This window comes from Trinickia diaoshuihuensis (assembly GCF_003390925.1).
In the GTDB taxonomy this organism is placed as follows: domain Bacteria; phylum Pseudomonadota; class Gammaproteobacteria; order Burkholderiales; family Burkholderiaceae; genus Trinickia; species Trinickia diaoshuihuensis.
This window is the reverse complement of record NZ_QUBS01000083.1, coordinates 42,805-60,330: the sequence shown is the minus strand read 5'-3', so window position 1 is coordinate 60,330 and position 17,526 is coordinate 42,805. Positions and strand designations below refer to the sequence as shown.

The 17,526-nt window shown below is 64.9% G+C and carries 19 protein-coding genes; 10 read left to right on the top strand and 9 right to left on the bottom strand.

The genetic code is table 11. The features are described 5' to 3' along the window. Nucleotides 1-23: 23 nt before the first annotated feature. The 3 genes from DXT59_RS21590 to DXT59_RS21580 form a co-directional block, all read right to left on the bottom strand. Complete coding sequence (locus DXT59_RS21590; RefSeq protein WP_116138923.1) at nt 24-1,583, bottom strand: SulP family inorganic anion transporter; 1,560 nt, start codon at nt 1,581-1,583, stop codon at nt 24-26. Nucleotides 1,584-1,685: 102 nt separating this feature from the next. Further along, entirely contained in the window at nt 1,686-2,312 is a 627-nt protein-coding gene (locus DXT59_RS21585) for a carbonic anhydrase (RefSeq protein ID WP_116138921.1), read from the bottom strand. A gap of 153 nt (nt 2,313-2,465) precedes the next feature. Further along, nucleotides 2,466-3,992, bottom strand: coding sequence for an AMP nucleosidase (locus tag DXT59_RS21580; RefSeq protein ID WP_116139079.1), 1,527 nt, complete (start codon nt 3,990-3,992; stop codon nt 2,466-2,468). A 151-nt stretch (nt 3,993-4,143) separates the two neighbouring features. Here DXT59_RS21580 and DXT59_RS21575 point away from each other — a divergent pair, with 151 nt between their 5' ends. The 3 genes from DXT59_RS21575 to DXT59_RS21565 all read left to right on the top strand — a co-directional run bounded on the left by DXT59_RS21575 (nt 4,144) and on the right by DXT59_RS21565 (nt 6,464). Then, complete coding sequence (locus DXT59_RS21575; protein WP_116138919.1) at nt 4,144-4,557, top strand: hypothetical protein; 414 nt, start codon at nt 4,144-4,146, stop codon at nt 4,555-4,557. A 114-nt stretch (nt 4,558-4,671) separates the two neighbouring features. Then, the gene (locus DXT59_RS21570; protein ID WP_116138917.1) at nt 4,672-5,667 is read left to right on the top strand and encodes a homoserine kinase; all 996 of its coding nucleotides are present in this window, start codon (nt 4,672-4,674) and stop codon (nt 5,665-5,667) included. Then, nucleotides 5,658-6,464, top strand: coding sequence for a BPSS1780 family membrane protein (locus DXT59_RS21565; RefSeq protein ID WP_116138915.1), 807 nt, complete (start codon nt 5,658-5,660; stop codon nt 6,462-6,464). The genes DXT59_RS21570 and DXT59_RS21565 overlap by 10 nt, the downstream gene beginning before the upstream one ends. Before the next feature lie 25 nt (nt 6,465-6,489). Here the strand turns inward: DXT59_RS21565 and DXT59_RS21560 are convergent, their stop codons facing one another. Together DXT59_RS21560 and DXT59_RS21555 are read right to left on the bottom strand one after the other, a co-directional pair. Further along, nucleotides 6,490-6,666 (bottom strand): DUF3563 family protein, encoded by a 177-nt coding sequence (locus tag DXT59_RS21560; protein WP_116138914.1) that lies wholly within the window; start codon nt 6,664-6,666, stop codon nt 6,490-6,492. Nucleotides 6,667-6,799: 133 nt separating this feature from the next. After that, a complete protein-coding gene (locus tag DXT59_RS21555) occupies nt 6,800-7,939 on the bottom strand; it encodes an extracellular catalytic domain type 1 short-chain-length polyhydroxyalkanoate depolymerase (protein WP_116138913.1) in 1,140 nt (379 codons plus the stop codon). Nucleotides 7,940-8,207: 268 nt separating this feature from the next. Here DXT59_RS21555 and DXT59_RS21550 point away from each other — a divergent pair, with 268 nt between their 5' ends. The 4 genes from DXT59_RS21550 (at nt 8,208) to DXT59_RS21535 (ending at nt 11,286) form a co-directional block, all read left to right on the top strand. Continuing rightward, complete coding sequence (locus DXT59_RS21550) at nt 8,208-8,903, top strand: phosphatase PAP2 family protein (protein WP_116138912.1); 696 nt, start codon at nt 8,208-8,210, stop codon at nt 8,901-8,903. A 167-nt stretch (nt 8,904-9,070) separates the two neighbouring features. Then, nucleotides 9,071-9,868 (top strand): molybdate ABC transporter substrate-binding protein, encoded by a 798-nt coding sequence (modA, locus tag DXT59_RS21545; RefSeq protein ID WP_116139077.1) that lies wholly within the window; start codon nt 9,071-9,073, stop codon nt 9,866-9,868. An 18-nt stretch (nt 9,869-9,886) separates the two neighbouring features. Continuing rightward, entirely contained in the window at nt 9,887-10,561 is a 675-nt protein-coding gene (modB, locus tag DXT59_RS21540) for a molybdate ABC transporter permease subunit (RefSeq protein WP_116139075.1), read from the top strand. Between the two features lie 17 nt (nt 10,562-10,578). After that, nucleotides 10,579-11,286, top strand: coding sequence for a sulfate/molybdate ABC transporter ATP-binding protein (locus tag DXT59_RS21535; RefSeq protein WP_116138911.1), 708 nt, complete (start codon nt 10,579-10,581; stop codon nt 11,284-11,286). Nucleotides 11,287-11,342: 56 nt separating this feature from the next. Here DXT59_RS21535 and DXT59_RS21530 read toward each other — a convergent pair whose 3' ends face one another. The 3 genes from DXT59_RS21530 to DXT59_RS21520 form a co-directional block, all read right to left on the bottom strand. Then, the gene (locus DXT59_RS21530) at nt 11,343-12,233 is read right to left on the bottom strand and encodes a TOBE domain-containing protein (RefSeq protein WP_116139073.1); all 891 of its coding nucleotides are present in this window, start codon (nt 12,231-12,233) and stop codon (nt 11,343-11,345) included. Nucleotides 12,234-12,321: 88 nt separating this feature from the next. Beyond that, nucleotides 12,322-14,205, bottom strand: coding sequence for a CHAD domain-containing protein (locus tag DXT59_RS21525; protein ID WP_116138910.1), 1,884 nt, complete (start codon nt 14,203-14,205; stop codon nt 12,322-12,324). A 115-nt stretch (nt 14,206-14,320) separates the two neighbouring features. Further along, a complete protein-coding gene (locus DXT59_RS21520) occupies nt 14,321-14,707 on the bottom strand; it encodes a tautomerase family protein (protein WP_116138909.1) in 387 nt (128 codons plus the stop codon). A gap of 96 nt (nt 14,708-14,803) precedes the next feature. Here DXT59_RS21520 and DXT59_RS21515 point away from each other — a divergent pair, with 96 nt between their 5' ends. Continuing rightward, nucleotides 14,804-15,673, top strand: a complete 870-nt coding sequence (locus tag DXT59_RS21515; protein ID WP_116138908.1) for a LysR family transcriptional regulator — start codon at nt 14,804-14,806, stop codon at nt 15,671-15,673. A 40-nt stretch (nt 15,674-15,713) separates the two neighbouring features. Here DXT59_RS21515 and DXT59_RS21510 read toward each other — a convergent pair whose 3' ends face one another. Further along, nucleotides 15,714-16,160 (bottom strand): GNAT family N-acetyltransferase, encoded by a 447-nt coding sequence (locus DXT59_RS21510; RefSeq protein WP_116138907.1) that lies wholly within the window; start codon nt 16,158-16,160, stop codon nt 15,714-15,716. Between the two features lie 187 nt (nt 16,161-16,347). On the opposite strand from DXT59_RS21510, the gene DXT59_RS21505 reads away from it, so the two are divergent. Beyond that, entirely contained in the window at nt 16,348-16,797 is a 450-nt protein-coding gene (locus DXT59_RS21505; RefSeq protein ID WP_420823411.1) for an MbcA/ParS/Xre antitoxin family protein, read from the top strand. Continuing rightward, nucleotides 16,788-17,498 (top strand): RES family NAD+ phosphorylase, encoded by a 711-nt coding sequence (locus DXT59_RS21500; RefSeq protein ID WP_420823412.1) that lies wholly within the window; start codon nt 16,788-16,790, stop codon nt 17,496-17,498. Before DXT59_RS21505 ends, DXT59_RS21500 begins: the two co-directional genes overlap by 10 nt. The last annotated feature ends 28 nt before the right edge of the window (nt 17,499-17,526 follow it).

Sequence of the window (17,526 nt, the reverse complement as noted above, 5' to 3'; positions counted from 1 at the left end):
CCGCCCCTCGATAAAACCGGCCTTTACTTCGCGGCAAACGGCATCGGCAATGCCGGATGGTGCAGCCCCGGCCAGCGCAATCGCTCCACGGTCACTTGCCGATGAGGTGCGTCGCGCACGAACGCATCGATCGCGTCACGAATGTCCGTGTCGATGAAATCGGCGCGCTCGGCGTCGATCAGCACCGTCGCTCGCTCGGGGATTTGCGCGAGACAGCGGGCGAGCATCGGCTTGGCGAAGAACGTCGCATCCTTGCGCACGGACAGCAAATAGTAATCGTCATGGCGCGTCAGCACGAACGTGCGCGAAAGGCTCGCCTGCATGGCAAACAAAGCGCTCGTGACGATACCGATGCCAATGCCGATCAGTAGATCGGTGGCCAGCACGCCGATGATCGTCGCGGCAAACGGCACGCATCGCCCAGCCCCTTCGCGGGCCATGTCGATAAACAACCGCGGTTTGGCGAGCTTGTAGCCCGTCTGAATCAAAATGGCCGCGAGGCTCGCGAGCGGAATCAGATTGAGCACCGAGGTCAGCACGAACACGCTCGCGAGCAGTAATACGCCATGAACGACGGCCGACAGGCGAGTCTGCGCGCCGGCATGGACGTTCGCCGAACTGCGCACGATGACGGCGGTCAACGGCAACCCGCCGAACAACGCGGCGACCATGTTGCCCACGCCTTGCGCCTTCAATTCGCGATCGGGCGATACGCGCCGGCGCTTCGGATCGATTCGCTCGAGCGCCTCCAAGCTCAGCAGCGTTTCGAGACTCGCGACGATCGCGAGCGTCATCGCCACACGCCAGACATCGGGACTGACCAACTGCGACAGATCGGGCATCGAGATCGAATTGAGCAGCGCCGCGGGCGATTCGAGCGCGGCGAGCGAGACGCGATGCTCGACGGGCACCGCGAGCGACGGCGCGAAACGCTCGAGCAACACTGTGACGCCGATGCCGAGCGCAACGACAGCGAGCGGACCCGGCACCGCGCGCACGAACGCATAGCGTTTCGCTTGCGGCGTTTCCCATGCGAACAACATCGCAACGGAAACCACGCACAACACGAGCGCGGCCGGAAGCAGGTCGCCAAGCGGCGTGGAAACCGCCGCGCGATGTGCGATGCCCGACTCGGCCTCGCCGATCAAGCCGGCGCCGAGCGGTATTTGCTTGAGGATCAATATGATGCCGATCGATGCGAGCATCCCCTTGATCACGGCCGCCGGCACGTAGCTCGCGATGCGCCCGGCACGCAACAAGCCGAAGCCGATTTGCAGCGCGCCGGCGATCAGTACCGCGGCCAGAAACGCGGAAAAGCTGCCGAGCGACGCGATCGCCGAGACGACGATGACGACGAGCCCCGCGGCGGGCCCGCTCACGCTCAAATGAGAGCCGCTCAACAAGGCGACGATCAAACCGCCGACGATGCCGGACACGAGACCGGCAAACGGCGGTACGCCCGATGCCGTGGCGATACCGAGGCACAGCGGCAATGCAACGAGAAATACGACGATGCCGGCGAAGACGTCGCTGCGCAAAGTGGAAAGCGGAGAAGCGGAATTCGATGCGGAAGAGAGTGCCATGGCTTTTCGAAAAACGAATAGTCGAGTGGCGTTGCGCCGCGCGGCTTACGCGGCGAACGAATCGAGAATCTTCAATAACGGCTGCGGCGGCGAGAAGGCGCGTCAAGCCTCCGCGATGGCTGCCGGTGCGGGATCCGGCATATCTTCGGGATCGGTGAGCGACGTCAGCAATCCCTCGCGCAATCCGAACACCCAGCCGTGCACCATCGGCTTGAGCGCAGCGCTCCGCACGATCGGCGATTCGCGCAACAGCCTGACTTGTTCGATGACGTTCAATTCCACCAAACGATCGACGCGCGCGTCGAAATCGCCGATGGCGCTCAGCGTGTCGCCGTGACGGTGCGCGAGTTGGCGCAAGCCCGCGATGCGCCGATTGACGGCGGGCAGCGCGCCGGACGGGGCGGAGAGCGCCGCGCGGACGCCGCCGCAGTGGTGATGTCCGCAAATGACGATGTGCTGGACGCCGAGCGCATGCACGGCGTATTCGACCACGCTCGATGTGTTGCCGTCATCGGACGTATAGAGATTGGCGATGTTGCGATGAACGAACAGTTCGCCGGGCTGAGCGTTCGTAATCCGTTCGGCGGGTACACGGCTATCCGAACAACCGATCCAGAGCACGCGCGGCTGTTGGCCTTGCGCGAGTCGTTCGAAAAAGCCTGGGTCTCGCGCGGTCACCTCTTGCGACCAGGCGCGATTCGCGAGCAGCAGCCGCTTCGCGTGATTCATCGATGTCCTCCTGCTGTAGTTCCGGATAAATCAGGAAACGAATCTTTCGATTCATTTCCAAATTCATTACCATAAGCTTACAGACAAGAGGTTCCAAAAAAAATTCAAAAAAATTGGCTGGATCATGCGCCGGGCATGAGCCGGTGGAATAACTTACTGGAATGCCACTTCCGCAAAACTGCGCAGTTTGCGACTGTGCAGACGGTCGAGGCCGTTCATCCTCAGCAACTCCATCGCCTTCACGCCGATCTGCAAGTGCTGATCGACTTGCGCGCGATAGAACTGATCGGCCATGCCCGGCAATTTGAGCTCGCCGTGCAACGGCTTATCCGAGACGCACAGCAACGTGCCGTACGGGACCCGGAAGCGGAATCCGTTCGCGGCGATTGTCGCGCTTTCCATATCGAGCGCGATGGCGCGGCTCTGCGAAAGCCGTTGAACGGGTTCGCGATGGTCGCGCAATTCCCAGTTGCGGTTGTCGACGCTCGCGACGGTGCCCGTGCGCATGACACGCTTGAGTTCCGCGCCCTCGAGCCGCGTCACATGCGCGACGGCACGCTCGAGCGCCACTTGCACTTCGGCCAGCGCCGGGATCGGCACCCATAACGGCAAGTCGGCATCGAGCACGTGGTCTTCGCGCACATAACCGTGCGCGAGCACGTAGTCGCCGAGCCGTTGCGTGTTGCGCAGCCCCGCGCAGTGCCCAAGCATGACCCACGCGTGCGGGCGCAGCACCGCGATGTGATCCGTGATCGTTTTCGCGTTGGAGGGCCCCACGCCGATATTGATCATCGTGATGCCGCTGCCGTCCGCGCGCTTCAAGTGATAAGCGGGCATCTGCGGCAAGCGGGCGGGCACCGTCCCCTCGTCGGGCTGCTCCCCCAAATTCGCGTTGTACGTAATCACGTCGCCCGGCTCGACGAACGACGTGTACTCGCTGCGATAGGCGCGCAACTCGGGATCGTCCGTATGCGCCATCAGTTGCCGGCCGAGCTTGGTGAACTCGTCGATATAGAACTGGTAGTTCGTATACAGAACGTAGTTTTGAAAATGCGTGGGCGACGTCGCCGTGTAGTGCTTCAGGCGATGCAACGAAAAATCGACGCGCGGCGCCGTGAACAATGCGAGCGGCAACGGTTCGCCGGGCAGGGGCTCGTACGTCCCGTTGACGATGCGATCGTCGAGCGCGGCGAGATCGGGCGTATCGAACACGTCGCGCATGGCCATCAAGCGCTCGCGCCCCAGATCGCCCTCGAGGTGGATGCCCTCGGCGAAGGCGAAGTGAATCGGGATGGGCTGCTGAGAGACGCCGACTTCGATCGCGACATGATGGTTTTTCGCGAGCAGGCGCAGTTGCTCGCGGTAGTAGTTGCCGAACAGGTCGGGACGCGTCACCGTGGTCTCGAATACGCCCGCCCCCGCGACGAAGCCGTACGAGCGGCGCGAATCGACATGCGTGTTGACCTCGGTCCGCACGCGGACGAACGGATAGCACGCCCGCACGCGTTCGTTCAGCGGCTCGTTGCGGCGGTAGCGCGCAAACGCGTCGCGCAGAAAAGCCGCGTTCGCTTCGTAGATCTCGGATAGGCGCGTGACGGCATCGGCGGCGTCCGCGAATGCCTCGGTGGGAAACTCCGTGGGATGCATCGTATGCGCGTGTTGTGTCAGATCGTTTTTCATCGTTCGTTTCGCCTCGTTCGTTGCAACGACATTACCACGAAGCACCGTCATCCGGCCCTACGCGCAGCCGTCGCGCGCCGCGCCTTCGCGGGATCGCGCACGGCGCGCGGGGCGCATTTGTTAGAATCGCAGGATCTTCCGGAGACCCATCATGAAGCCGTACTTTTCCGCCGCCGTTTGCGCGGCGCTGGCCGTCGCGAGTCTTGCCGCCGTACCGCGCCTCGCGTTCGCGGCTCAGGCCGACGATGCGCAAGCGCGCGAAGCGCAGCGCGCAGCCAACGAGGCGGCCGGCCTGCCCGACCTGACCCAGATCAATCGTCCGGCGGCCGAAGTGTCGTCCAAGGTCGATATCAACGACGTGCCGCGCACGCCGAGCTTCCACGAAAAGAGCCGCAACGGGACCGAGATCACCGAGTACCGCGATCGCGGCAAGCCCGTCGAAATCGACGTTCATTCGAACTTCGGCACGCGCTACCAAATGAGCGCCTCGCCCGATACGTCGCCCCAGGTTCATAGCAGCGGCCAACCCAGCACGCGGCTGCCGTCGATCAACCTGCACTACTGATCGCCTCCCTCGAACCGCCGCGGCCGCCCGAAGGTGCCGGCCGCAGGGCGGGCGAGCCGCGGCCCGCGCCGAGGCCGCGCCGCCTCCCGTTCAATCGCATTTGAAGCTTTTCGCATGGCCGTCTTTACCGTCGTCAACGAAACCGATCTCGCGCAATGGATGCGCTATTACGATCTCGGCGATGTCGTCGAATTTCGTGGCATTCCTTCGGGCATCGAAAACAGCAACTTCTTTCTGACGACCACGCGCGGCGCCTATGTGCTGACGATCTTCGAGAAGCTGACGGCGAAGGAGTTGCCGTTTTACCTCGAGTTGATGCGCCATCTCGCGCACCACGGCGTACCGGTGCCCGACCCGATGCCGCGTAGCGACGGCGCGCTGTTCGGGCTGCTGCACGGCAAGCCCGCGGCCATCGTCAGCAAGCTCCCCGGGCACTGCGAGCTCGCGCCCGGCGCCGAGCATTGCGCCGAGGTCGGCCAAATGCTCGCCCGCATGCATTTGGCCGGGCGCGATTTCAAACCTTATCTGCCGAACCTGCGCAGCCTGCCGTGGTGGCAAGAAACGGTGCCGCAGGTGTTGCCGTTCCTCGGTGACGCGCAACGCGCGTTGCTGACGACGGAACTCGCGCACCAAAGCACGTTTTTTGCGTCGGCCGACTATGCGGCGTTGCCGGGCGGCCCCTGCCATTGCGACTTGTTTCGCGATAACGTGCTGTTCGCGCCGGCCGCGGCCGGGACGAATCACACGGTGCGGCTTGGCGGATTCTTCGATTTCTATTTCGCCGGTTGCGACAAGTGGCTATTCGACGTGGCGGTGACCGTCAACGATTGGTGCGTCGATCTTGCCACGGGCCGGCTCGACGAGACGCGCGCCCATGCGCTGCTGCGCGCCTATCAAACGGTGCGGCCTTTCACGCCGGAGGAACGCCGCCACTGGGCGGATATGCTGCGAGCGGGCGCCTATCGCTTCTGGGTGTCGCGGCTCTATGACTTTTACTTGCCTCGCGCGGCGCAGATGCTCAAGCCGCACGACCCAACTCATTTCGAACGCATCTTGCGTGACCGCCTGGCCGGCGTCGCGCCTTTGGACGCGTCAAATACATGCAACTAATTGAAGTTTCCGCAAAGACCGGTTACGTCTGGTACCGGCAAGGTGTGTGGCTGTTTCGTCGCAATCCGCTCGGATTTCTGACGATCTTCTTCACTTACTTGCTGTCAATGTGGGCGATATCGTTGATTCCGGTCGTCGGCGCCGTGCTGCCGCTCGCGTTGATTCCCGGCGTGGCGGTGGGTTTCATGACCGCTTGCCGCGATACGGTTGCCGGCAAGATCGTCTTTCCGACCGTGCTCGTGGACGGGTTCCGGTCTTACGGCGCGCAGGGCGCGATGCGCTTGATCGAACTCGGCGGCATGTACCTGGCCGCCATCGCGCTCATTTTCGCGGCGTCCGCGCTCGCGGACGGCGGTGAACTGTTCAAACTGATGATGGGCACCCAGGCGGCCTCTCCCGAGACGCTGGCGGCGACGCCGCTGATGAAAGCGATTCTCGTCGCGCTCCTGTGCTACGTACCGGTGGCGATGCTGTTCTGGTTCGCACCGGTGCTGACGGCGTGGCACGGCGTGCCGCCCGTCAAGGCGATGTTTTTCAGCCTGGTCACGTGCTGGCGCAATCGCGGCGCCTTCATCGTCTATGGCCTGCTCTGGTTCGCCACGGCCATTGCCGTTTCCATCGGCCTGTCGCTGCTGATGAATGCGATCGGCGGAACCGAATATGCGTTCACCGTGCTGTTTCCTGCATCGATCACGTTGACGACGATGCTGTACTGCTCGTTTTATGCCACCTATCGCGGCTGCTACGGCGTGCAAGAACCTGCAGCCGATCGCGGAGCGGGGACGACGGGCATCTGAGCGCGCCGGCCGGGCGGCTTACTACTTAGCGCGCGGCTTGCCAGGACGGCTGAACCACGGCGGCTTCGCGGTCGAGCTTGCGCATGCGGAACTCGAGGTCGTACAGATCGGTGGCTTCGGCCAAATAGGCGTCGTTGCGCGCTTTTTGGCGCTCTTCGGCGGTTTGGGTCAGAAGAAGGAACAAGCGGCTAAGCAGGAACATGGTAGTGGCCTCGTGCGGTAATAGGTGTTAACACCTAAGCGATAACCCGAATTATAGGGAAAACCCTAGGGTTACGCCAGCACCATTTGCGGGTGTGGCTTTTCCGCATCAGCGCTGTCTCGGGCCTTCCCCGTTAGCGCACTGCCGCCCTGCGCATCGCGGCGGCCGGACGGCGCCGGTGCTCCCGGAAAAACGCCCAGATCAGCGCGCTCGCATCGGGCCCGGTCTCCGAATGGAAGGGAACGGCCTCGTCGCCGCCGGCCCAAGCGTGGCCGAGTCCGGCGACCCGGCAAACCGTCAGTAGGCGGCGCTGACTCACGAAATATTCGTGGATCCGCGCGGCGCCCTCGCGCGTTTCGCGCAAGGTACCGGTCAGCCATGTCCCGGCCCGGTCGATAAAACCGTTCAGGCGCAGGAATGCCAAACCGAGTTGCTCCGCGTTCTTCGGCGCGACGACGCGGTCCGCATCGCCATGCAAAACGATCGCGGGCATCCCCGGGTAGCTTGCGAGATCCACGATTTCATCGACGAGCGCGATCGGATCGCGACGCACGCCGCGCCGCATGACATCCATCGCCGTTATGCCGGAATTCGCCTCGCCCAACGCCGGCGCCGAATGCAGCGCAACGGCGGCGAATCGCTCGGGATAATAAAGCGCCAGCAGCGCGGCCAGTCCAGCCCCCGCGGACAAACCCGCGACATAGACGCGCTCGGGATCGATACCGTGGTGGGCGATCAACGAATCGACGAGCGAGACGACCGCGCGCGCTTCTCCCAAGCCCGCCGTGTCGCGGTCGTCATACCAGTGCCAACATCGGTGCGCGTGCGCGTGCTTCGATTGCTCCGGGTAGACGACCGCGAAGCCGTTGGCATCCGCCACCAGGTTCATGCGCGTGCCCATCGCGAATTCGTCGATCGTCTGCTTGCAGCCATGGAGCATGACGACGAGCGGGATCGGGCCCTTGGCCGCCGTCGGCGGAACATATAGGCCGTATGACAAATGATTGACGAGCCGGCCCGGAACCGGGGGCGCCGAGTGGTAGGAGCGGGTCCATTGTCCTTTGGTCCAGGCACCGGCGCGCGGGCGCACCCGGGAGTGATGCGCCTCCCGTGCGCCCGGTACGCCGCGCTCCGCCTTCTGCCGTTTCGGTTCGGCTCGAGGGCGGCGCTTCGGTTTCGCCGTCTGGCGCAAGTACTCGGCTTGAGCCGCCGGCACGCTCGCCATGATGCGTTTGAAACCTTGCAGCCAGAGTTTCGTCAAACTTTTGGTCATTGGACGTGGCTCGCTAAAAAGGGACTGGGCACGCGTGCGGCGCCGTTTTATGACGCAATGCACAATATACCCTCTTCGCGTTTCCGCGCTTGCCGGCAGTCGCATGAAATGGGATGCCGGTCACGTGCGTCATCGCACGCCGCATATCCACGTCGGGCTCTCGTGCTCGTTATACTGTGCCTTCACGTTACGCCTGTCGTCGTTCCGAGCGGCCCGCGCGTTAAGCAGATAGGAGCCGTGCGGTCGAGCCGCCCGGCGTAGGTCCGATATGTACGATTTGCCTGTCCATCTCTGGTTTTCGATCACGCGCCTCGGCGGCGCGGGGCTCACCTTGCCGCTTGCGCTCGCGATCGCGCTGTGGCTCGTGCTCGGCTATTCCGGGCGGTTGGCGCTGAGCTGGCTCGTCATCGTCGGTGCGGCGGCGGGGCTCGTCACGCTCACCAAGCTCGCGTTTTTGGGCTGGGGCGTCGGCATTCGCGAATGGGATTTCACGGGCGTGAGCGGACATGCGATGCTGTCCACGGCCGTCTATCCGGTCGCCCTGTTCTTGACGCTGTCGCGCGCGCGCCCGAGCTGGCGCGTGGCAGGCGTCGTGGTCGGCCTTGCGGCGGGTTTAGCCGTCGGTCTCTCGCGCGTCGTCTTGAGCGCGCACTCGCCGTCCGAGGCTGTAGCCGGGTGCATCGTCGGCGCACTGGCCGCGATCGTGTTCGTTTGGTGGGCATGGGACGCCAAGCCCACCACGCTGTCGGCCGTGCCGGTCGCCGTCAGTCTGCTCATGCTGGCTGCCGCCATGCACGACGTGCGCGTGCCCACTCAGTATTGGATTACCCACATCGCCTTGCATTTGTCCGGTCGCGACCGGCCGTACATTCGCGCGCGCTGGAAAGCGGGCAACCCGGCGCCACGCTCGGTTCCCGCGGCCCCGATGGGCCACAGCGCCGCGCTAGCCTCCCCTTTCGCCTGACCGCGTCGCATCGCTAACCGAGGCGGCGCCGAGATCCGCTCTTAACTGAGCTGTCTCGTTCCTTGGCTGTTCCGTTCTCATCGGCGCGGCCATATGTCCGGCATCGTATGATGCGTTATAACCTTCGCTATATTACGATGCTGGTTTGGACCTTTTTTCCTATCTTCATGAACGCTCCCGTGATCGCCGTCCGCCGCCAGTTCCGTGCGCTCGTACTCTGCGCCGGCGCGCTCGCCGCCTTCTCTGTCCAAAACGCGGCGCACGCAGGCGAACTCGTCGTCTCGGCCGCCGCCAGTTTGACCAACGCTTTCCGGGAAATCGCGACCGCCTTCGAAAAAGCCCACCCGGACACGAAGGTCGTTCTCAATTTCGGCGCATCCGACATCCTGCTGCAGCAAATCGTCAACGGCGCGCCGGCCGACGTCTTCGCTTCGGCCGACGAGACCGCGATGGACAAAGCCGCCGCCCAAAACGCCGTGGTACCGGGCACGCGGCACGACTTCGCGACGAACTCGCTCGTGATGATCGTACCTGCCGACAGTCGTCTACAGGTGCGCTCGGTCCGCGAAACCGTCGCGACGGCCGCGGTCAAACGCGTCGCGTTGGGCGACCCGGCCTCGGTACCCGTGGGGCGCTATACGAAAGCCGCGCTCGAGCGAGAGGGAAGCTGGGACGCGGTCAGCGCCAAAGCCGTGCTGGCCAATAATGTCCGTCAAGCGCTCGATTACGTCGCCCGCGGCGAGGTGGACGCGGGCTTCGTCTACGGCACCGATGCCGCGCTCATGCCGCAAAAGGTCAAGATCGCGATGAAGGTGCCGACCGAGACGCCCGTTGCCTATCCCATCGCGCTCGTGAAGGGCTCGACGCATGCCGCCGAAGCAGGGGCGTTCGCCGATCTAGTCCTCTCGCAGCAAGGCCGCGCGATCCTCGCCAAATACGGCTTCGAGCCGCCGGCGAGTCGTTGATATCGGCCGATGCCCTCCATGCAAGACGCTTGGATTCCGCTCGCGCTGTCGCTCAAAGTGGCCGGATGGGCCACCGCGCTCGATGCGCTGTTCGGCATTGCCGTGGGGCTCGCGCTCGCGCGTTGGCGTTCGCGAGCGCGCGATATCGTCGATGCGCTGCTGACGCTGCCGCTCGTCATGCCGCCGACGGTACTCGGGTACTACTTGCTCGTACTGCTGGGCCGGCGCGGCCCGATCGGCGCTTGGCTCGACACCTTCGGCATTCGCCTGGTGTTTACATGGCAGGGTGCCGTCATCGCGTCGACGATCGCGGCGTTTCCGCTCGTACTCAAAGCGGCGCGCTCGGCGTTCGAAGCCGTCGAGCCGCAATTCGAGCACGCGGCCCGAACGCTCGGTATCGGCGAAACCGCCTTGTTTTTTCGCGTGACGCTGCCGCTCGCGGCGCGCGGCATTCTCGGCGGGGCGCTGCTCGCGTTCGCTCGCGCGCTCGGCGAATTCGGCGCCACGCTGATGATTGCCGGCAATTTGCCCGGACGTACGCAGACGCTTTCCGTGGCCGTGTACTCGGCCGTGCAAGCCGGCGACGATCACACGGCCAACGTGCTCGTGCTCATTACGTCGGCGGTTTGCGTCGTCGTGTTGTTCCTAGCCGGCGGGCTCGTCCCGCAGCATAAGCTGCCGGGCTCCCGCTAAGGCCGCCGGATACCGCCATGACACTGACCGTCGATATCCGTAAAACGCTCGCCACGCACGAGCGCCGCTTCGAGCTATGCGTTTCGTTTACCGGCAGTTGTCAGCGCATCGTCCTATTCGGACCATCGGGCGCCGGCAAGACGTTGACCCTCCAAGCCGTGGCGGGTCTGCTCACGCCCGACGCGGGCACGATCACGCTCGGCGGCGAGCCGCTGTTCGACGCCGCTCGCGGCATCGACGTGCCCAGCCGCCTGCGGGCAGCCGCCTATCTGTTTCAGGACTATGCGCTGTTTCCGCACCTGAACGTGCGGCAGAACGTGGGTTTCTCGCTAAGACGCGGTTGGTTCAACCCGGGCGCGCGCGAAAGCGCACAAGAGGTGGAGTACTGGCTCGACGCATTCGAATTGAATGCCGTCGCGGGCAGCTACCCGGCGCAACTGTCGGGCGGCCAAAAGCAACGCGTGGCGCTCGCGCGCGCGCTCGTCGCCAAACCACGGATTTTGCTGCTGGACGAGCCGTTCGCCGCGCTCGATGCAGGCATGCGCGACCGGATGCGGCGCGAGCTGTCCGACTTGCAAACGCGCCTGGACATTCCGATGGTACTGATCACCCACGATGAAGCCGACGTCGCCGCATTCGGCGACCAGGTCGTTCAACTGGCGCATGGCAGCGTCCGGGAAGTGGCGCACTACGAGGGCATCGCCGCGCGCAACGCCCCGCGCTAACGGCTAAGCCGCGCGCGGCGGCACGCCGGCGAGGCAGCGCACAGCCCGCGTCTCGCTCAATCGGCCGTACCGAGAATCACGCTCGATGCTTTGAACACGGCCATCGCCCGCGTGCCGACGGCGAGCCCCAGCGTATCGACGCTTTCATTGGTCACGATCGCGGTAATTACGGTCGAATTGATATCGGGCGCGGCGCCCGTCGCGCCGTCGAGCGCGAGCGACACCTCTGCATTCACGGCTCCGCGCGTCACTTGCGTGATCGCGCCGCGCAGTTGGTTGCGGGCCGACAACCGCAGCGGCTGTCCGGCATCGGCATCGCTTGCCGCCAGCATGACCCACGACGCCTTCACGAGCGCGAACGCCGGTGCACCCACCGCTAGCCCGAGCGTTTCCGTGCTTTCGTGCGTGACGACGGCGACGATCGCCTGCCCGCCCGGAAGCGCAAGCGAAATCTCGTCGTTGACGCTGCCTCGCTTGACGGCCGAAACGGTCCCGTAAAGCTGGTTTCGAGCGCTCGTCTTCATCCCGATTCTCCCAATCAGTGCCCAATCGCCGGCAAAATGCTCGATGGCCGCGCTCGCGCGCTCGATAAATTTTCGATGCTCGCGCTCGACGGCATGGAACGTCTCGATGAGGCGGTGCGCTCGCGGCGTGAGCGTCGTGCCGCCGCCGCCCTTGCCTCCCACGGCTCGCATGACGAGCGGCTCGCCCGCGAGATTGTTCATGGCATCGACCGCATCCCACGCCGCCTTATAGCTGAGGCCGACCGCTTTGGCGGCCGACGTGATCGAGCCGGTATCGCGAATCGCGGCGAGCAGCGCGATCCGCGTGGCGCCGCCGAGCGTCCGCTCCCCCGAACGCAACCAAACCGAGCCGCCCAACTCGAGCGGCGTATGACCTGTGTCACTCGCGGGGGACTGAACCAAAGACGGGCGTTGATCGCTCATGAGCACACAGCAGGGCACGGGAAGCCGGAATTATAGGCGGCGAAGCTCGAATGCCGCCGTCGCTCCGGCGCGGCCCGTGCACGACGATCTACGACTCGCGAACGATCTTCGGCTTACCGAGTTCCCGCAGCAATCGTTCGCCCTCGATCGCCGACCAGCGATTCACCGCCTCGCACCAGCCTCGCGCGAAGCCGTGGACGTACGGCGGCACGTCGAGCGCTTCGAGGAAACGCAGGGCTGCCGTCGCATCGCTGCCGTCGCCGAGGATGCTTTGGATCCGGCCGAGTTGCTTCGAAAGCTTACGGCGTGTCTTATGCGACGTGAGCGACTCGAAGAACTCGAGCGTGTAACGCAGGCGCTTCGCTTCGATTCGTCGGCGATGCCGTTCGGCAGGCGTCAACGCGGTCAGCGCCGGCTTCGCGATCAAGCGCGCGTAGTGCTTGCGCACGCGTTTGGCCGCATAGCGCGCCAGAGGCTTGTCCGCCAACTCGGCGGGCCCCGCGCCATATCGTTGTGCCGCGAGCCATTGCAGCCATGCCAGCGAGAGCGCCGCGTAGCGGCGCGAGCGCAGCGCGGCGCGCACCTGCTCGCGCGCTTCGTGACGGCGGACGGCGGCGCGCGCTTGCAGCGACGTCCAGGTGTCCCGATCGACATCGGCGGCGGCCAGCGCGGGCAGCGTGGCATCGACGAATACGTCCAGGTCCCGCGCGCGTCCGAGCAAGCCCCCCAACCAATCGAGCTCGGGAGCGATGGTCCGCTCCCATCGCTCGTCCGCCCACTTCGGAAACGTCTTGAGCAACGTCTTCAGACGGCGCAATGCGACGCGCATCTGATGCACGAATTCCGTCTCGGTGCCGATACCGTCTCGTACCCCCGCTTCGTTGCCGAACCACTGCCGTGCGACGCCGGCCGCAACGGCGCTGAGCGCGCCGTGCGGGGTGCCGACATTCGACAAATTAGTGCGCGTGGCGCGCGTGGGTTCCCGGTTCAGGTCAGCCGCGCATGCGCGTTCGTACCCGGCTTCGAGAACGGGGAAAACCGGCAATGCATCGGCCAACGCGCCCGCCGCCGCGAATAGAGCCCGCACGGCCGTCGCCTCCGAGTGCGCTTGCCGGTATCGCGGCGAGGAGTTCTTCTCTTCTGTGTCGCGCGGCTCCAGTTCGACCGTGTCCGGATCGGTTGTCCGAGCGTCCAGAGCAATCGCGGCCAGCTCGCTCGACCGTAGTTGGGGCTGGGGTTCGGGCTCGATCCGAGAGACGAGCCGCAATTCGCAGAATGCGATCGGGCTATGCCCCGGTTCGTGGGAATCGGCCGCCCCCGGCTGCACGCCTTGCTCGGGGTCCGCTCGTGCGGAAGTCGCGGAGTCGATGCTGTCGAACAAGGAGCGCGCATCGCTCAGTTCGATATCGACGACGGCGCCGTCGGGACCGCTCCACCGCCAAGTGCCGTGCCGAACCGTTAGCGCCGGGGACGGTGCGAATTTGCCAGGCTTACCGAGCGCATCTTCGACTGCTTGCGGGAAGGCATCGCCGAGGGCCAGCGCCACGCCCGCCTCGAGCGGTTCATCGCATAAGGTCTCGCACCGCCAGACACCGGGCGAAAGCGCATGAGCACGCGCCGCGCGAATCCGGCGCGTGCCGTCGTCGGACGCTGCCAAGGCGACTCGCGACGCGCCGTCACGTTCGACGAACAGGCGCACGGTCGAGCGTTCGACAGCGCCGATCGGCTCGATTCCCGGCATTCTCCCGAGCGCGTCGGCGATTGCCGTGCCTGCGTCGTCACGCGCGCGCGGGCGGACACTCGTCCGGGCGGCACGTTTTCTCGCGGCGCTTGGGGCGGACGTATTGCGGCTTGCGACCGGTGCCGTGCGGCGTTTCGCGGGGCCCGCATCGTCCGCCTGCGCGGGACCTTCCATCCACTCTCTCGCCGCAATAGCCTCGAGCGCAAGCACGAGTTCGACGGTGTCCGGCATCCTGCTCCCCTCCCGGCTGCTGTGCAGCGTTCATGATATACACGCCTGCGCGTAAGGGGTTTGACCCAACGTCAGCCAACGCTCGTTCCGTCACCGGGCACGAGCGCTCGTGCCGTCAGTCCGGGACGTATTGCGCCTCGCCGTTGCCGAACGACCAGTTCTCGGGCAGCACCTCGACGAGGTTAATGAAGACGTCTTCCTTTCTGATCCCCGGGTTCTCCGACAACAACTCGACGATGCGGCGGTAGAGCGCCCTCTTTTTCTCGAGCGGCCTCGTATTGCTGACCGTCAGTTGAATCATGACGAAGCCGTCGCCGCGCTCGATGCCGAGATAGGTGCGGTTGTAAATCAAGTCCTCCGGCGCATGCTCGGTCAAGACCATGAATTGATCGTCCTTCGGCACGTTGAACGTTTCAACGAGCGCGCGCAATACGCCGTCGGCGAGCGCCTTTTTATATTGGGCCGTCCGGCCGGACGGAAGCGAGATACGAGCGAGCGGCATGGTGTCTCTCCGTTATCAATGAAGGTGTAGCGAGAATACGGTGATCCATCCATAATGAACAGAAATCAAACGATATTTCTTTCATTTTCAAAAGAAATGGATCTTCTCGATCTCGACGCCGTCAGGGCGTTCGTCCATGTCGCCGATTTGCGCAGTTTCACCCGCGCCGCCGATCTGCTCGGTACGACGCAGTCGGCCGTGAGCCTCAAGGTCAAGCGGCTCGAAGCGCATATCGGCAAACCGCTGTTCGAGCGCACGCCGCGCTCGGTGCGCCTCGCGCCGGCCGGCGGCGCGTTTTTGGATGCCGCGCGCGAGTTGCTGGAAGCCCATGAGCGCGCATTGGGCTCGCTCGGCACCGAGCGGCGGCGGCTGAAGATCGGCCTCAGCGAACAAGTGGCAGGGCCCAACCTCGCCCCCATCGTCGCCAGCTTGCATCGGCACGATCCGCGGCTCGTGATCGAAATGCATCTGGGCTCGTCGGCCATGCTGGTCGCTGATTACGACGATCGGCGCCTCGATGCCGCCATCGTGAGGCACGAGTCCGACGAGCTTCCGGGGCGTGCTATTCATCACGGCGGCGCTGCGGACGGCGAGACGCTATTCGTCGAACCGCTCGCCTGGCTCGCGGCTGCGAACTGGGCACCGCCGCCAGGCGCGCCGTTGCCGCTCGCGGTGCTCTCGGGACCTTGCGGCGTGCGCGTCGCCGCGCAGCGGGCGCTGGAGCGCGCATCGATCGAATGGGAGGAAACGTTCGTGGGCGGCGGAATCGCCGCGATCGGCGCCGCGCTCACGGCGGGCCTCGCCGTGTCGGCGCTGGCAAGGCGCGTTGCGCCGCCAGGCGTGGTCGACGTCGGGGAAAAATTCGGGCTGCCGCCGCTGCCCGACTCGCACGTCGTGCTCTACTCGCGCGTGCGCGATCCTCGCTCGGTGGATGCGGTGCGCACGCTGGCCAAGTCGCTGGGCTGAGCCTGAGCGGGCACCCGGCCGGCCGCTCGTATCCATCCGCTCAACGAATGTCGATACGGTATTGAACGAACTCGCTGCGCGGCGTGTAGCTGTCGTATAGGCCGCGGGCGCGGTAGTTGTTCTCCTTGGTCGTCCAATAGACGCGGGACCAGCCTTGGCGGCGCGCCTCCTCGAGCAACCAGTCGATCAATTGGCGCCCCACCCCTGCCGCCCGAACCGCCGGATCGACAAACAGATCTTGCAGATAGCAAACGGGTGTAAGCAGCGACGTGCTCTCATGGATGACGTAATTGGCGATGCCGATCACCACGCCTTCCCGCTCCGCGACGATGGCGTACACGGGCGCACCGTCATCGAGAATGCGCGACCAGGCATGCCGCGTCACCGGCTCCGAAGGCTCGCGTTCGTAAAAGCGCGTATAGCCGTCCCACAGCTCGCGCCAACGCGCTTCGTCGCGTGCCTGCACCCTACGTATCGTGGTGTTCATGGAGTCGCTTCCCCGTCGATGAAATAGACCAATGAGGCGCCAGCGGCGCGTGCCGTCAATCTACCTCAGCCGGAGGGCCCGCGCAGTGCAGGAAGCAAAACAACAGACCGGACATCTCGCATGCGCCGAACTTGCATTAATCTATAAATGGACTAACATCGGAATATGGTTCAAATAGAGATCGATCATGTCGCCTGCCGCCGCTCATCGTTTATCCGCCGCTCATGCGCACGCGCGCGGCGAGGCGCCTGTCGCCGCGCCGTCGATCGCACAGATGTCCGCGGCCGGCCTGCGGGCGTTTTTCAATATTGCCCGCGACTGGGGGCTCGGTATCGACGAACAGATCGTGTTGCTCGGGTCCCCCGGCCGTTCGACGTTTTTCAAATGGAAAGCCGCGCCCGATTCGGCACGGCTTTCGCGCGATACGCTGGAGCGGCTGTCGCTGCTGCTCGGCATCTACAAGGCGTTGCAGATCCTGCTGCCCGAGCCCACGGCGGCCGACGGCTGGGTGAAGCGCCCCAATAGCGCGCCCCCGTTCGGCGGTAGCAGCGCGCTCGACCGTATGCTGGCCGGCAACGTGAGCGACCTCGTCGCGGTGCGGCAATATCTCGACGCGATGCGAGGCGGCTGGGCGTGACGAAGGACGAACGCCGCACCCACCTCCCGCCGCTCACCCGGATCGATTGGACGCCGGCCTATCGGGTCATCCCCACGCGCTTTCCCGCCGTCAATCTGTTCGACCGCGTCGCCTCGTCCGAGGATTTCGAGGCGCTCTACGCACTAGAGGCGATGACCAACGATCGATTGCGCACCGAGGTGGGCGAACTCGATCTCGTCCCGCCCGAGGAGCGCTGCTTCGGGCCCGGCTGCGGACCGATCATGGCCGCATTCACGCATTTGAATCCGCTCGGCAGCCGGTTCTCGGACGGCAGCTACGGCGTGTTCTACTGCGCGCGCGAGGCGCGAACGGCCGTGGCCGAAACGCGGTATCACTCTGGCTTGTTCCTCACCGCGACGAAACAAGCGCCGTTGCGCCAGCAAATGCGGCTCTATACGGTGCTCGCGCGCGGCGAGGCGGTCGACTTGCGCAATGACACCACGCTCGATCCCGCCGTGCTCTCGCCGGTCGATTACTCGGCGGGCCAAGCGCTGGGGCGGCAACTTCGCCAAGCCGGCGCGGCGGGCATCGTCTATCCGTCGGTGCGAGATCCGTCGGGCGAATGCCTGGCCGCTTTCAGGACGACGCTGCTGCGCGACTGCCGCCATGCCGCGTATTTGGAATACAACTGGAACGGCAACGCAATCGACAGCGTGTTCGAGTTGAATCAGATCGGATGACCGGGGAAGCAAAAACGCGCGTCAGGCA